Source organism: Endobacter medicaginis (assembly GCF_014192375.1).
Taxonomy (GTDB): Bacteria; Pseudomonadota; Alphaproteobacteria; order Acetobacterales; family Acetobacteraceae; genus Endobacter; species Endobacter medicaginis.
Genome location: NZ_JACHXV010000003.1, coordinates 38,701 through 53,855, shown reverse-complemented (window position 1 = coordinate 53,855; position 15,155 = coordinate 38,701). Strand labels below are relative to the sequence as shown.

The window sequence follows — 15,155 nt, the reverse complement described above, 5'->3', positions numbered from 1 at the left end:
CGATGAACGCGGCAGACCGTCAGGAACGGCTGTTCGCCTGGGCGGTGCTGCTGGCGGTCTCCGTGCCGACCAGCGCCGCACTCGACCTGACCGGCCTGCCAGCGTCGCTGCTGCTCGGGCCGATGGCGGCGGCGGTGCTGGTGGCCACACTGGGCGCCGGTCGGCTGGCGCCGATCGCGGTGCCGCCGGTCTGGATCAATCTCGCCCAGGCGGTGATCGGCGCGATGCTCGGCCGCACGCTCGACGGCTCGATCCTGCGCACCGCCTGGCAGCATCTGCCGCTGTTCGCCCTCATCGTGCTGGCGACGATCGCGCTCTCCACCCTGCTCGGCTGGGCGATGTCGAAACTGCGGCTGCTGCCGGGCAGCACCGCGATCTGGGGCTCCTCGCCCGGGGCTGCCTCGGCGATGATGCTGATCGCCGAGGCATTCGGCGCCGATGCCCGGCTGGTCGCCTTCATGCAGTATCTGCGCGTGGTGTTCGTCGCGGTGACCGCCTCGCTGATCGCCCGGCTGTGGCCGCATCCGGGCCATGCGGCCGCCCCGGCCGCGCCGGCCTGGTTCGCCCCCGTTCCGCCGCTGGCCCTGGCGCTCACGCTGGCGCTGATCGGCCTCGCCGCCTGGCTGGGCCGGCGTTCGCGCCTGCCGGCCGGACCGATGCTGCTGTCGATGGCCGCCGCCGCCCTGCTGCATGCGGTGGCGGGCCTGCCGATCGTGCTGCCGCGACCGCTGCTGGCGGCGAGCTACGCGCTGCTCGGCTGGCGGATCGGTCTGTGGTTCACGCCCGCGATCCTGCGCGCCGCGGCCCACGCGCTGCTGCCGGTGACGGGCTCGATCGTGGTGCTGATCGGCTTCGGCATGGCGCTGGCCTGGCTGCTGCACATCGCGCTCGGCATCGACCCGCTGACCGCCTATCTCGCCACCAGCCCGGGCGGGATGGATTCGGTGGCGATCATCGCCGCCTCGTCGAATGTCGACCTGCCGTTCGTCACCGCGCTGCAGACCCTGCGGTTCGTGCTCGTGCTGATCTTCACGCCGATGATCGCGCGCGCTGTCGCCGCACGTCTGCCCGGCGCCCGGCCGGCGGATCGGGCTACGCCGGCAGATCCGGCCCCGCAGGCACCAGCACCACCGGCATCGCCCTGATCTGCACCGCCGCCTGATCGGCGAGCTGCCCGACCAGCGCGCTGAGCGAGGCGACGAGAGCCTGCGTGCCGGTCCCCGCAGGCGCCACCAGATGCACCGGCACGGAAGCCGCCTGGCCGAGCGCGCCCTTGCAATGGATGACAAGCGTTCCGGCCAGCACGGCCTGCCCCTGCGCATCGCCGCTGAACTGGCTGACGTTCAGCTCGACCAGAACCAGCGGATCGGTGGCGATGGCGCTGCCCTGAAGGAACACCATGCTGCCGGGCAGGCGCTGGGCGAGATCGGCGGCGAGCGCGCGTCCGATCAAGGCCGCCGGCGCCTCGCCCCATGCGGCATGCGAGTCGAGCGTCAGCCGATCGCCCGCGCGGGTGACGATCTGGTCGCGGTCGAGCGCGGACGGAAAGCTGACCGAGCGGACCTCCACCGGCGACGGGCCGCCAGACTGCGCGGCCCCTGCGACGGGCATGACCTGATACCAGGTCGGATCCGAGCCGCAGCCGCCGAGCAGGGCCGCGCAGGCCAGACCAAGGGGCGCGATGGCGCGGGAGAGGCGAGACGGCGAGCGGTTCACGGATGCCTCCCGGTGATCAGCGACGAAGGATGCCGGTTCAGGTAGTCGACCAGCAGCCGGATGGCGCGGGCAGTGTCGTTGAGCTGGCCCAGGGTCTGCTGGAGATTGCGCTGGAAGTCGGAATCGCCGCCATAGGCGCCGACCGTGCCGTTGACGCGGGTCAGCGTCTGCTGGAGCTGGTCCGACATCGCCGGCAGGCGGTCGAGGAACGGCTGCATCTTGCGATCGGCGTTGTTGGCGAGGTGCTGGACGCTGGCGAGGGTCTTCTGCAGGTCACGCAGCGACTGCTTGACCTCCGGGCCGCCGATCGTCGCCGAGGCATTGGCCAGTAGATCGTTGAGATGCTCGCCGATCTGGGTCAGTGGCATCGCCTCGATCTTCGATGCGATCGCGGACACGGTCTCGGTGATCCCGGCCAGACCGCCGGCATGGCTGGGAATGACGATGACGCCGTTCTCCACCGTCGCCTCCTCAGGCTCCGCATTGGGCACGAACCCCAGTGAGATCATCGAGCTGCCGGTGAGGAAATTCTGCGAATCGACACTGGCGCGCAGCCCGTTATGGACCATCGCACGGGCGGCCGCGACGCGGTCGAAGGGCTTTTCCTTGTTGTCGAGGTCGACCCGCTCGGGCTGGATCTCGAAATTCACCCGCACGCGGGCGGTGCCAGCCTTCGCATCGACGATCAGCCTTGTGTCCTGCACCTCGCCGACGGTGATGCCGAACATCGTCACCGGGGAACCGGCCGCCAGTCCCTTGACCGAGGAGCTGATGTAGGTGATGGCCGGGATGCGCTCCGTGTAGCCGGCGGCATCGGCATCGTCCTCGCTGTCATAAAGCTTGAACGATGAATTGTCGGGCGCCTCCGGCGCGTCCATCGAGCGTCGGCGCTTCGGCAGACCGAAGGCCACGCCCCCGGAGATCGCCGCCTGCAGCGATTCGAGCTGCACATGGAATCCTGTCGGCCCGGCGACGAAGCGCACGCCGGAGACGTCCCAGAAACGGGAGTCGGTCCGCAGATAGGTGTCGTAGGGGTCACGCACGAAGATGCTGACCGGGATCGGCCCGCGGCCGCCGGGGGGCATCTTGTAGCCGAGCACCTCGCCCACCACCACGTCGCGGAAGAACACCGGCGAGCCCTCGCTGATCGAGCCGACCGACCCCGCCATCAGCGTGTAGGTGCGTCCCGGCTCGTCGGACCGCACGCCGGGTGGCGTCTCCAGCCCCTTGAACGAGGTGGTGTAGGTGCCCCCCGGATCACCGGGATCGACAGAGATGTACGCCCCCGAAAGCAGGGTCTCGAGACCGGACACGCTCGCCCCGCTCAGCCGCGGCCGCACCACCCAGAACCGGGCGTGATCGGTCAGCAGCGGCACCGCCTCGTCGGTCATGCGCACCCGCACCACCACCGATTTGAGGTCGTCGGCGAGCTTGATCGACTCCACCGTGCCGAGCGAGACCGCCTTGTGCTTGACCTCGGTCTGGCCGGAAGTCAGCCCGTCCGCGGTCTGGAAGGTTATGGTCACGAGCGGGCCGCGACGCGACAGTTGCTGCCAGGCCAGCCAGACCGCGATCACGCCGACGATGATCGGCAGCAGCCAGACGATCGAGAAGCGTGTCCGTCGGGTCTTCGCCTCCGGCAGGTCACTGCCTGCCGGAGGGTCAGTCATGTCATGGGATCCTGCATCGGGCGTGGCGGCAGGTCGGGCCGGGTCATCTGTCAAACGCTCACATTCCTCTTCGTCCGGAGCTTGCCCCGGGCCCTCAGTTCCGCCCTGATCGCCGCTGCGCGCTTGTGCCACTGCCGCGCCATCGGCGGGCGGCGCAGCTCGGCGGCATTATAGCCGGCAACGTCCCACATGCGCCGCGGATCGAACAGGTCGGCGGCGAAGATGGTCAGCACCACCACGGCCGCGAAACACGCCACCCCCGGCAGGGCCTTGATGTTGGCGAGCGCGCCATAGCGCACCACCGCCACCAGGATCGAGATCATGAACACGTCGATCATCGACCATCGCCCGATGATCACCACCACCCGATACAGCTTGGTGCGGCCCACGAGCCCGCGCGGGGTGCCCAGGATGGTGGCGATGGTCATCCACAGCAGCGCGCCGATCTTGAGCACCGGCACGGTGATCGAGGCGAACAGCACCAGCAGGGCGAGCGGCCACATCCCGTCCTGCCAGAGCTCGATCGCGCCATGCAGGATGGTGTGGCCGCCGCCGGACTGGAGCTTGTAGGTCTGCATCACCGGCAGCACGTTGGCCGGCACATAGAGCGCGATCGCCGCCAGCAGCAGGGCGACGGCGCGAACCTGCGGATTGCTGCGCCGATGTTCGAGCGCGACGTCGCAGCGCGGACAGCGATAGGGCGCCTTGTCGTCGAACGGCCGATCGACCGGATCATCGGGCAGGCGGTCGCACAGCAGTGCGCCGCAACCGTCGCAGCCGCAGAAATAATGCGCATCACCCAGGGTGAGGCCGGCCTGCATGGTGCGCTCGAGGTCATCCGCCGGCGGCGGATCGACGTCCGCCACCCGACAGGCATCCGAGGCAAGTCCGCGCGTCTGCCCGATCCGCGCCCATACGAGATGCGCATCGAGCGCCGAATCCGTTGCCGCCTGGGTCAGCATCAGGGCGGCCAGCGCATAGACCGCGACGTTCAGGTTCACCGTCGCGAGATCGACCAGCTTCGTATAGGCGACGAAGATGCCGAGCATGTAGACCTCGATCATCGACCAGGGCCGGATCTTCTCGTACAGCCGCATGGCCTCGCCGACCCTGGGCCCGAAATCCTGCGCGCGGATGCGGAGCTGGACGAACAGCATCAGCGCGATCGACAACGCCGGCATCGCCAGGGTGGCAATCGCCACCAGTGTCCCGGTCAGCACGAAACCCTCGCGCGCCATCTCGATCGGCCCGGTGAACAGGCTGACTTCGCGCTCGCGCCCGTAGACATTGAGCTCCATGATGGGCGTCAGGCAGCACAGCACGAACAGCAGCGCCGAACAGATGGCAAAGACAAGCGTCCCGTCCAGCCCCACGGCCGGGCGTGTACGCCGCAGATGGGCACCACAGCGCTGGCATTCCGCCACCCGCGCCACCCGCATCGTCGGCAATCGCTGCATCAGCCCGCAGGACGGGCACTCGCAGCAGCCTTCGACCATCCACAGAGTGCGCAGAGCGCCACTCAAACCGCGACCATCCCGTCTCCCTGACACTGCCCAGCGGGTATGTTGACCACCAAGACATAAAGATTTCGTTGCGAGCCGCCAAACGCCCCGCTTCCCCCGCAGATGCGGCCCCGGGGAGGGCAATGTCCGGTTGCGTTACCCGCCCACCTCCGCTATGACCCCGGCGCCTGCCCATCTTGGACCCTGCCGACATAGCTCAGGGGTAGAGCAACTGATTCGTAATCAGTAGGTCCTCGGTTCAATTCCGAGTGTCGGCACCATCCCCTGTCCGTCTCTAGAGTGCCGAACCGCGCAGATCGGCGAGACGGGCGATGCCGCGCCGGGCGAGGTCGGTGGCGAGGTCGGATTTCAGACGTGGCAGCAAAGCCGGGCCGTCATAGGCAAAGGCGGTGTAGAGCTGCACCAGATGCGCGCCGGCCTCGACGCGGGTGATGATGTCGTACGCGTCCGACAGCCCGCCGGCGCCGATCAGTGTCAGCGACGAGGTCTCCGCGCGCCTCGCGGCCAGGCGGGCGACCAGCGCCAGCATCGCGCATGACCGCTCGCGCAGCGGCCGGCCGGACAGCCCGCCCGTCTCGCCCGCATGCACGCCGCGCAGACCCTCGGGCCGGGCGATGGTGGTGTTCGCCACGATCAATCCGGCCGCACCCCCCTCGGCGATCGCGGCCAGCAGGTCAGGCAGGTCGTCGTCGGCGAGGTCCGGAGCGAGCTTGACCAGCACCGGCAGGCGGTTGACGGCGCCGATCGCCGACAGGATCGCCCCGATCCGCTTCGCCGTCTGCAGGTCGCGCAAGCCCGGCGTGTTGGGGGAGGACAGGTTGACGGTCAGGTAGTCCGCATGCGGCTGGCAGGCGCGTGCGAGGGCCGCGTAGTCGCGCACCGGGTCGGCGTCCTGCTTGTTGATGCCGAGATTGACGCCGAGCGGCGCCGGCAGCCGCGAGCCGGCCCGCAGCCGGCGCAGACGCGCACACACCGCCTCGATCCCGTCGCTGTTGAACCCGAAGCGATTGATCGCCGCCCGCTCCTCGGGCAGCCGGAACAGCCGCGGGCGCGGATTGCCGGATTGCGGGCGCGGGGTGACGGTGCCGATCTCGACGAAGCCGAACCCCAGCCGCATCAGCGGACGCACCGCCTGCGCCTGCTTGTCAAACCCCGCCGCCAGCCCGATCGGATTGGCGAAGGCGAGCCCGCACGCGGTGGTCGCAAGCGCGGGCGTCGGCGCCAGGTCCGTCCCCGCGAGCCCCAGCGACAGCCCGGCCATCGCCAGTCGATGCGCCCGTTCCGGATCGATCCGCCGCAAGGCGGCGAGGGCCAGGTCCTGCGCGCTCATCCCCGCCGCCCGACGGTGAAGAGATCGTCATGGACTGTGTCTGGAATGGTCAGATGGCGTGCCTGCGCGAGCATCGCAGCGGAGCGACCTTGGCGGTCGTGAGCAGCGAAGCACAGCGCAGGCGCGTCAGATGGCCGTTCCATGCGCATTCCACGATGATCTCTACGGGTGTTCCTCGATTGGCTGGCCGAGGGCGGACCGATACGCCACGATGGCGTCGCGCATGCCGAACAGCAGCGCGTCGGCGACCAGCTCGTGGCCGATCGACACCTCGGCGAGATGAGGCAGGTGGGCGACCAGCGCGGGCAGGTTGGCGAGGTTGAGATCGTGCCCCGCATTGACCGAGAGCCCCCTGCGCTGGGCGACGCGGCCGGCCTCGGTGAAGGTCTCGAGCATCGCCTCCACGGCCTCGCCGCGGCGGAACGAATTGGCATAGGGGCCGGTGTAGAGCTCGATCCCCGTGGCTCCCGCATCGGCGATACGCTCGATCGCGGCGGCATCGGTCTCGGCGAACAGCACGATCCGGCAGCCCAGCGGGCGCAGCCGCGCCATGGCCGCAGCGATCACGGCACGCTCGCGCTCGTCCATCACCCAGCCATGATCGGAGGTTCGCGCCTCGGGCGCATCGGGCACCAGGGTCACCTGCTCGGGACGCACCTCGGCGCAGATGTCGAAGAAGCGCGCCTCCGGATAGCCCTCGAGGCTGAGTTCGAAACCGGGGCGCCAGGGCGCCATCGTCTCGGCGATCGCGGTCACGTCGGCGGGGCGGATGTGGCGTTCGTCGGGACGCGGATGCAGCGTGATGCCGACCGCGCCGGCCGCGCGCGCGACATGGACGAACGGCAGCAGATCGGGCACGCCGCTGTCGCGTGAATTGCGCAGCAGGGCGATCTTGTTGAGATTGACGCTCAGGGCCGGCGGACGCGCGAAGACGTTTGTCATGCGGCGGACGCTATCACGCGCGACAGGGTTGAACAGCCCGGCAAATGCGACAGGCGGCCTTGCGCGCCGCACGTTCCGTCGCGATGGTCATGCGCATGTGGGATGACGAACCGTATCTCGAGACCTGTTGCCGCTCGGCGCTGCACCGGCTGACGCTGTGCGACGCGCGCGGACGCCCGCCGGTGGCCGAACTGACCGTGGTCAAGGACGCGCGATGCCTGGCCCGGCTGGAGGGGCTGGGGCTGGCCCGGGAGGACGCGGCCGGACGCTGGCACGCGACCGCGGCCGGGGAGGCGCGCCATCGCAGCGAGATCCTCCGTCAAGGCGTCCCTGCCCGTGGCCGGACCGGCTGAGCCGCACCCGCCCGTCGCCTTCGACCATGAGGCGCTGTGGCGGGCCATCGACACGCTGGCCGCCGAGCACGGGCTGAGTCCCTCGGGCCTGGCCCGCGAGGCCGGGCTGGACGCCACGGCCTTCAACCCGTCCAAGCGCCACGATCCTCGCTCCGGCGCGCCGCGCTGGCCGACGCTGGCGACGCTGTCGGCGGTGCTGGGTGCCACCGCCACCCCGCTCGACGCCTTCGCACGTCTGGTCGGCGGTGCGCGCACCCTGCCCGGGCCACACGCCGCGGCCGCGAAACCCTCCGGTGCGGTCGCGCCGGGGCGGCTGCCGATGCTGCCGATCGAGCGGCTCGACCAGCCCGGCCTGTTCGATGCGGACGGCCATCCGCAGGGAGAGCTCTGGGGCGATATCGAGCTCCCGGCCCCCGCCGCGCCCGGCAACTACGTGGTAGGACTCGAGGCGGGCCACGCGCCGCTGTACCGGCCGCGCAGCCTGCTGGTGGTCGATCCCGAGGCGGAACCACAGGTGGGCGACATCGCGCTGCGGTTCGACAGCGCCGGCGTGGGGCTGGTGCGCGTGATCGAGCCGGGCGGCGGCTGCGCGCCGCTCGACGGGGCCACGCAGGACCACCCGACCGTCTCCGACGGGGTGGTCCTGCTGCGGCTGCACAGGGTCGCCTGGGCGAGCCAGTGAGCCGGCGGTCCGGCTTATTCGAGCAGATCGCGGCCCATGCGAACGCTGCGGGTATCGCGCCCGGCGATCAGCACCGTGGCGGCGATCACCAGCGCGGCGGCCGCGACCACCAGCGTCATGCCGTAGCGCATGTCGCCGCCGAAATGGTGCTTGAGCCAGACCTGGAGGTTGAGGTTGAACGAGGCGGCGAAATTGCCGATCTGGTAGACGGTACCGGGGAAGGTCGCGCGGATCGCCGCCGGCGAGACCTCGTTGAGATAGGCCGGCACCACGCCCCACGCCCCCTGCACGCAGATCTGCAGCAGGAACGCGCCGAGTGCAACGAAGGGGAGCTGGTCGGTCCAGGCCCAGATCGCGATCGCCGGCCAAGCCAGCACGCAGGACAGCACGATCGCCCATTTGCGTCCGATGCGCTGCGACAGCAGCCCCACCACCACGCCACCGATCATCGCGCCGATATTGGCGATCACCATCACCAGCGTGATGTCGTCATGCGACAGATGCCGCTGCTGGGCGAGATAGAGTTTTGGATAGCCGTCCTGCGAGCCGTGGCTGAAGAAGTTGAAGCCGGTCATCATGACCACGCAGAACAGCGCGAGCGGCAGGTTGTGCGTGAGCGTGCGGAAGAAGCCGATCCGGGTCTCGCCGCGCTCGGCATGGGCCTGCCAGTCCGGGCTCTCGTCGACCGAGGAGCGGATATACAGCACCAGGAAGGCCGGCAGCGCGCCGATGATGAACATCCCGCGCCAGGCCGGCATGCCGAAGAAGCCGAGATAGGGCTCGAAGTAGAACAGCAACGAGGCCAGCAGATAGCCGCACGGATAGCCCGACTGCAGCATGCCCGAGACGATGCCGCGCCACTTGGCCGGCACGCTTTCCAGCGCCAGCGACGCGCCGATCCCCCATTCGCCGCCCATCGCCACGCCATAGAGCGCGCGCAGGATCATGAACGTCCAGAACGTGGGTGCCACGCCGGAGAGGAACTCGAGCGCCGCATAGGTGAAGATGTTGATCATCAGAGTGAGCCGCCGCCCGTAGCGGTCGGCGATGCGGCCGAACACGAAGGCGCCGAACACGCGGCAGGCCAGCGTCGCGGTCACGGCGAACGCCGCCCACTGTTCCGACACGCCGAACGTGCGCGCAACCTCGTCGAAGACGAACACCATGATGAAGAAATCGAACGCATCGAGCGTCCAGCCCAGATAGCACGACACGATCGCGTGGATCGCGCGCTTGCGCAGGGCCGGGTCATTCGCCCAGGCGCTTTCGGCGATGCCCTGATCGGGTCTGTCGCCGGACGTGGTAGATGCCATTTTGTTTCCCCCTTCTGTTAAGAGTGTGAAATGAAAACGCCTGCGTCTTCAAGCACCCCGCCGAAATGGCCGTGGATCGGGCTTGCGGCGGGTTTCGGCGTCACCGCCTCGGGGGAGGCACCGCCGCTGGACGCGGAGCGCGCGGCACGTGTGGACCGGCTCTGGCAGCAAGCCTGTGCCGAACGCCCGTCGATGTTCGATGGCCGCATCTTCGTGCTGGACCGGATCGACGCGAACGGCGCGCAGGGACGCTGGACGGGCTACCGCCGCGCCCACGCGCAGTTGCGCGAGCCGTCTCTGTTCGATCCGCCGTTGCGCGCGCTGGCGGTCAACGGCGTGGTGGTGACCGCCGACGACCATGTGCTGGTCGCACGTCGCCATCCGCGCGCCATCTACCTGCCCGGCCGCTGGCAGACCCCGCCCGCGGGCAGCGTCGAGGACCGCGGCGACGAGCCGGCCGGGACGATCCGGCTCGACGCACAGCTTGCCGCTGAGGCGGAGGAGGAGCTCGGCATCGAACCGCACGAACTGCGCCCCGCGCGGCCGATACTGGCGATCGAGCACCCGACCACCCATGTCGTCGACATCGGCCTTCTGGCCCGCACCGTCTGCACCGCCGCCGAGCTGCGGCAGCGGTTCACCCGCCTCGCCGATCCCGAATACGACGCGCTCGAAACCGTGGCACTGGGATCGTTGCAGGAACGGCTCGCGCACGAGCCGTCGTGGCTGCCGACCGCGCGGCTGCTGCTGCAGCACCTGGTCGCAGAGTGCCGCGCCGGACGGACGCCCTGAGCCGGGCGGGCGGTCAGGGCCTCGGCGTGGCTGCCGGTGCCTCGGCCGCGTCGTCTTCCCACTCCCAGTCCCAGTCCGGACCCTGCTGACGCCGCAGGCCACGCGACAGGCCGCGCAGGGGCCGGGTCAATCTCCACGACGACGAGAGATAGGTCGCCTCCAGCCGCAGTCGCAGCCGGACCACCTGCGCGAGGGCCGCGGAGAGTTTCTCGCCGGTCTCCTCGAGGCGCGAGGCGAGCCGGGCGCGTTCCTGCGTCAGCGCGTCGATCTCGTCGCGTGCCTCGGTCAGCAACTCGGGCGGCACAGAGGCAGACGCCACCGCCGCCGGACCGGCTTCGGGGGAGGGCTGCACCGGCAGGCCGTCGACGGGGTGGCGCTGGTGCATGGCCAGGGCGACGTTGAGCGAATTGGTCTCGGCACGAAGCTGCGCGACCGCGGCGCGCAGGCGGCGGTTCTCGACGGTGAGATCGTCGCAATCGAGCTGCAACCGCTCGGCGCGGGTCTGGACGTGCTCGATACACTCGCGCACGAACGGATCGAGACCGTCCGCCTCACTCAGCGCAGCCCCCTGTTCGGCTGCATCCATCTCGTCTCTCCTGATGCTTGGGTCTGGCCGGCCGCCCGGCGAATGGAGGCCGAGAACGCGGCGGGCGACGGCGGCGATGGTGCCGGCGCGCGACCGCGCCGTCGCCTCGGCCGTCGCCAGCCGGCTGCACTCGGACTGGATGACCTCGAGGCGGGCGACGAAACCGGTGCGCTCGCGCGCCAGCCTGGCATTCTCCTCGGTCAGCGCGGCGATCTGCTGCAGGGCACGGTCGCGCTCGGCCTCGAGCGAATGCGCGTAATCGCGCGACGTTACATAGGCGGTCTGCAAGTCCTCGATCTGGCGCTGCGACGATCCCGTCTGCCGGCTCTGCGCCTCGCGCACGTTCTCGAGCTCGTGCTGCTGGGCATCCAGGCTCGACCGCAGCGACTTCGCATAATCCTGCACCGAGCGGGTCTGCGCCTCGAGCGCGTCGACCCGGGCGGGCACGAAGCCGTCGAACACGTTGGGCGGCAGGACAAAATCGTCCGGCAGCGCGAAATCGCGCTCGGCGTAGAAATCGTTCAGCCCGTCGAAATGCACATGCCGGTAGCCGCGCGCGGCCATCGCAGCGGCGATACCGGTCTCGCGTCGCTGCGGCGTCTGGGGCAGCGTCGCCTCGACGACCACCAGACGCGGACGGAACCGCGTCCAGTCATTGCCATCGAGGATCGCCTCCTCGGCGCCTTCGGCATCCACCTTCAGCAGGTCGATCGCATCCACCCCGTGCTCGGCCAGCACCGAGGCGAGGGTGCGCGCCGGCACCCGACGCTCGACCGGGGTCAGACCGCTGGCGCGATGGGCGTCGACCACCGACGCATCGACGCTCGACAGGCCTGTGCTCGGGATTTCGTGCAGCACGATCTCGCCCTCGTGATCCGACAGCGCGACCGGCAGGAACACGTCGCGCGGCCGCTCCGCCGCATAAAGCGGCGCAAATTCGGACAGCGGCTCGATGCACAGCCCGCTCCAGCCGCGCTCGTACAGCGCGCGCGTGTCGCTGTCGTCCCGCGGGTGCCAGGCCCCGACATCGACATAGAAGCCGCGCGCGACATCGCGGAACGCGCGATGGATCAGCACGTCCTCGCAGTTGAGACTGTAGGAGACGAACGCCTCGCCTGTCGCCGCCATCATCGCGCCCATCACCGCTGCCTCATCCGCGCGGGTGCGGCCGCGATCCGCGCCAGACGGGCGCGGACCCGCGCCGCGCAGGCCTGCAGCCCGTATTCGCGGGTCAGATGCGCGCGTGCCGCCGCCGTGCGCCGGGCGCGCTCATCGGCATCGACGACGACGCGGCGCATCTGCCAGGCGGCGTGGTTGAGATCGGGCTCCGCCCAGACCTGGCCATCGGCGAACGGATACTGACCCTCGCGCAGCGCGACCAGACGGAAATCCACCGGCCATCCGGTCGTCTCGCTGACCAGATCGTTGGTCGCCGAGTAGTCGGTCGCCACCACCGGCTTGCCCAGTGCCATCGCCTCGGCCACCAGCAGGCCCAGCCCCTCGCTGCGATGCAGCGACACCACCGCATCGCAGCACGACAGCAGCGCAAGCGTGTCCTCGCGGCTCAGCGTGCAGTCGACATGGATGAACTGCGGGTCGTCCTCGATGAGATCGTGCAGGTCGCGTGCCGCCCCCTGGGCTGCGAAGTTCTGCGTCTTCATCACCATCGCCACGTCGCGGCGACCGGCGAAGGCGCGGCGGAACGCCTCCACTGCCCCTTGCGGGTTCTTGCGGTCGATGAACGAGAAGTAGTCGAAGGCGAAGAAGAACAGGAACGTGTCGGCCGGCAGCCCGAACCGTGCGCGCGCGCCGGCCGGGTCGGCGTGCGGCACCGCCTCGAAATCCAGCAGCAGCGGCATGTGGTGCACCGGCCGCCGCGTCGAGCGGGCGAGGGCGGCCTGGATGAAGCGGGTCGGCGCCCAGATCTCATCGACAAGATCGAACGCCTCGCACCAGGGCTGCGGGAAGCTCTCGAGTTCCCAGAACGGCATCATGATGCGATACGCATCGCCAGAGACGCGGTCGCCAAGATGGTCGATCACCTGCGGGAGCTGGTCGGCATTGATGCTGTAGATCTCGATCGGCGCATCGGCGCGCTCGACGAACAGGTCCTCCAGCCCGGTCTCGATCACCGTCGACTGCGAGTTCAGCGCCACCGGCAGGGCGCGCACCGGCGCGCCACTGTGACGCACCGCGCGCAGCAACTGGCGACCGGCCTCGCCGATGCCCAGGGCGAGGCGCAGATATCCGATCAGGTCGACCCGCGGCAGACTCACGACCGGCCCGGCGGACCGCGTGCGGCCCGCGGACTCGCTCCAGCGCGCGACCACCGGCTCGAGCAGCCGCCGCTCCTCGATCCGGTCCTGGCCGTGATGGATGAACCAGCGGGTGTATTCGACCACCCCTTCGCGTGTCGTTGGACTGAAGCGACGCAGCAGTTCGGGGTCGCGCTGGCGCGCATCCTCCATCAGATGGGTGATGCAGGCCCGCGGATCGCCGCTCCACTGATGCGGTATCGGCAGGTCGAGGAACCGCTCATAGGTCGAGAACGGATCGCCCCCCGCCCAGGCGACATGGCGCTCGCGGAACATCCGCCGCACCGCGGCCGGGATCGGCGTGCCGGAGGCGAAACGCCCGTAGGCATAGCCCGGCGCCGGCGTGCGGCCGTATCCGTGCGCGAGCAGGCGCGCGGCATACTCGTGCATCAGCGAGGCGAGCGGCGGGGTGATGGCGTCGCCGGTGAAGCCCAGCGTGTATTTCGACAGGCGATGGGGGTGCTGCGGCGAGATGCCGGAGAAATGGAAGAAGGTCAGCGGTGCGCCATCGACCGTCCAGCCGGTCTTGGGCGAGCCCCCGAGGCGGCGCTGCGAGAGGTTCCAGTAGGCGACGTTGCAGGTGGTATCGCGCAGCACCACGACCCGGTCGCCGAACCCCGGAACCAGGTCCATGAATTTCTGGTCGACGAAGACGCCGCGCTCCTGGGCGTTGATGCAGTCGTAGCGCAGCCGGCGCGACCACCAGCGCAGGATCCGCTCGCTCTCGGCACCCGCGCCGACGCCAAGGAAGCCGAGATTGTAGATCCCGGCCTGCATGATGCCGATGTCGTCGGGGAAGGCATCGCCCTCGGACGGCTGCGTCAGGTGCGGGGTGAGCACCAGCGACGCACCGTGCCGCAGGATCGGATCGAGAACCGGCGTCAAGGGAGCGAAGATCTCGATGTCGGGGTCGAAATACAGCACGGCATCGAACCGGCGATCGAGCAGGAAACGGAACATGAACGGCTTGATTGCCGTATTGAACTCCATCATGTCGTAGCGGAACGCGAACTCGGCGAAATCCTCGATCGGCAGCGCCTGCGCCTCGATCACCCTGACGCCGTCGGGATAGAATCCCGGCTCCTCGACGCGCCTGTCGGCCAGGCACAGGAACAGTTCCGCCTCCGGGTGGAACCGGCGCGCGCTGTCCGCCCAGACCTTGGCCATCGGCACGTAATTGTTGGAGCAGATGGTGAACAGAGCCAGGGTTCCGGCTGCCATACGGGTCATTTCCCTGTTTCGTCCCTGCGTCGGATCATGGGCCTTCGCATCGTCCGGCGCAATCTTGCACCCGGAACACGCCGGTGACGGGCTCAGCCGCCCTGTGGCCGCAGCGCGCGTTCGACCAGCCCGCAGACGGCGTGGGCCGCGGTGATGTGCATCTGCTGGATCAGGGGCGTCCATCCCGAGGGCGCGCAGAACAGCGCATCGCAGCCGGCCATCGCGGCAGGGGTCTCGCCGGTCAGGCCGACCGTCACCATCCCGCCGAGCCGAGCCGCATCGATCGCCCGCAGGATGTTGGGCGAGCGTCCCGAGGTGGAGATGCCTATGAACACGTCGCCCGGCCGGCCGAGCGCGCTCACCTGGCGCGCAAACACCGCCTCGAAGCCATAATCGTTGCCGATCGCGGTGAAGGCCGAGCTGTCGGTGGTCAGCGCGATCGCCGGCAGCGGCGCGCGGTCATACATCAGCCGGCCGACGAATTCCGCCGCGATATGCTGCGCATCGGCCGCGCTGCCGCCATTGCCGGCCACCAGCAGCTTGCCGCCGGCCGCCATTGAACGCTCGATCAGCAGCGCGATCCGGGCAATGGCCGCGCCCTGTGTCTTGTCCGACACCAGCCGGGCCATTGTCTCGGCCGACTGGCGCAGATAATCCGCAAGCCAGGCTGCATCCGGGTGGAGATCGGCGGCCAGGGTGTCCATGACGTGCG

The 15,155-nt window shown here is 69.6% G+C and carries 13 protein-coding genes and 1 tRNA gene; 5 read left to right on the top strand and 9 right to left on the bottom strand.

Annotation, left to right across the window (positions count from 1 at the left end):
* The first annotated feature begins 2 nt into the window (after positions 1-2).
* Positions 3-1,145: an AbrB family transcriptional regulator gene (locus tag FHR90_RS04160; RefSeq protein WP_183274811.1), complete on the top strand. Its 1,143-nt coding sequence runs from the start codon at positions 3-5 to the stop codon at positions 1,143-1,145.
* On the opposite strand, the gene FHR90_RS04155 is transcribed toward FHR90_RS04160, so the two are convergent.
* Genes FHR90_RS04155 through FHR90_RS04145 form a run of 3 tightly spaced genes read right to left on the bottom strand, consistent with a single transcriptional unit; the run spans position 1,093 to position 4,909 of the window.
* On the bottom strand, positions 1,093-1,716 hold the full coding sequence (locus tag FHR90_RS04155) for a PqiC family protein (RefSeq protein WP_176623766.1): 624 nt from the start codon (positions 1,714-1,716) through the stop codon (positions 1,093-1,095). The genes FHR90_RS04160 and FHR90_RS04155 overlap by 53 nt on opposite strands.
* On the bottom strand, positions 1,713-3,386 hold the full coding sequence (locus tag FHR90_RS04150) for a PqiB family protein (RefSeq protein WP_176623768.1): 1,674 nt from the start codon (positions 3,384-3,386) through the stop codon (positions 1,713-1,715). Before FHR90_RS04150 ends, FHR90_RS04155 begins: the two co-directional genes overlap by 4 nt.
* 50 nt (positions 3,387-3,436) lie before the next feature.
* Entirely contained in the window at positions 3,437-4,909 is a 1,473-nt protein-coding gene (locus tag FHR90_RS04145) for a paraquat-inducible protein A (protein ID WP_176623770.1), read from the bottom strand.
* A 185-nt stretch (positions 4,910-5,094) separates the two neighbouring features.
* On the opposite strand from FHR90_RS04145, the gene FHR90_RS04140 reads away from it, so the two are divergent.
* Positions 5,095-5,169, top strand: a tRNA-Thr gene (locus FHR90_RS04140).
* A 14-nt stretch (positions 5,170-5,183) separates the two neighbouring features.
* On the opposite strand, the gene FHR90_RS04135 is transcribed toward FHR90_RS04140, so the two are convergent.
* Both FHR90_RS04135 and FHR90_RS04130 read right to left on the bottom strand, forming a co-directional pair.
* Entirely contained in the window at positions 5,184-6,239 is a 1,056-nt protein-coding gene (locus tag FHR90_RS04135; RefSeq protein WP_176623772.1) for a quinone-dependent dihydroorotate dehydrogenase, read from the bottom strand.
* Between the two features lie 162 nt (positions 6,240-6,401).
* Positions 6,402-7,181, bottom strand: a complete 780-nt coding sequence (locus FHR90_RS04130; RefSeq protein ID WP_176623774.1) for a pyridoxine 5'-phosphate synthase — start codon at positions 7,179-7,181, stop codon at positions 6,402-6,404.
* Between the two features lie 95 nt (positions 7,182-7,276).
* On the opposite strand from FHR90_RS04130, the gene FHR90_RS04125 reads away from it, so the two are divergent.
* Both FHR90_RS04125 and FHR90_RS04120 read left to right on the top strand, forming a co-directional pair.
* Positions 7,277-7,534 (top strand): hypothetical protein, encoded by a 258-nt coding sequence (locus tag FHR90_RS04125; protein WP_246330033.1) that lies wholly within the window; start codon positions 7,277-7,279, stop codon positions 7,532-7,534.
* Entirely contained in the window at positions 7,518-8,216 is a 699-nt protein-coding gene (locus FHR90_RS04120) for a helix-turn-helix transcriptional regulator (RefSeq protein ID WP_183274810.1), read from the top strand. The genes FHR90_RS04125 and FHR90_RS04120 overlap by 17 nt, the downstream gene beginning before the upstream one ends.
* A gap of 14 nt (positions 8,217-8,230) precedes the next feature.
* On the opposite strand, the gene FHR90_RS04115 is transcribed toward FHR90_RS04120, so the two are convergent.
* Positions 8,231-9,529: an MFS transporter gene (locus FHR90_RS04115; protein WP_176625632.1), complete on the bottom strand. Its 1,299-nt coding sequence runs from the start codon at positions 9,527-9,529 to the stop codon at positions 8,231-8,233.
* 30 nt (positions 9,530-9,559) lie between these two features.
* On the opposite strand from FHR90_RS04115, the gene FHR90_RS04110 reads away from it, so the two are divergent.
* Positions 9,560-10,321 carry an NUDIX domain-containing protein gene (locus tag FHR90_RS04110; RefSeq protein WP_183274809.1) on the top strand — a complete coding sequence of 254 codons (762 nt, stop codon included), beginning with the start codon at positions 9,560-9,562 and terminating at the stop codon, positions 10,319-10,321.
* Positions 10,322-10,334: 13 nt separating this feature from the next.
* On the opposite strand, the gene FHR90_RS04105 is transcribed toward FHR90_RS04110, so the two are convergent.
* From FHR90_RS04105 to FHR90_RS04095, 3 genes are all read right to left on the bottom strand, one after another.
* Positions 10,335-12,047, bottom strand: a complete 1,713-nt coding sequence (locus FHR90_RS04105) for an FkbM family methyltransferase (protein ID WP_183274808.1) — start codon at positions 12,045-12,047, stop codon at positions 10,335-10,337.
* Entirely contained in the window at positions 12,047-14,443 is a 2,397-nt protein-coding gene (locus FHR90_RS04100) for a glycosyltransferase (protein WP_183274807.1), read from the bottom strand. The genes FHR90_RS04105 and FHR90_RS04100 overlap by 1 nt, the downstream gene beginning before the upstream one ends.
* 92 nt (positions 14,444-14,535) lie before the next feature.
* Positions 14,536-15,147 carry a D-sedoheptulose 7-phosphate isomerase gene (locus tag FHR90_RS04095; RefSeq protein ID WP_176621994.1) on the bottom strand — a complete coding sequence of 204 codons (612 nt, stop codon included), beginning with the start codon at positions 15,145-15,147 and terminating at the stop codon, positions 14,536-14,538.
* Positions 15,148-15,155: the final 8 nt, after the last annotated feature.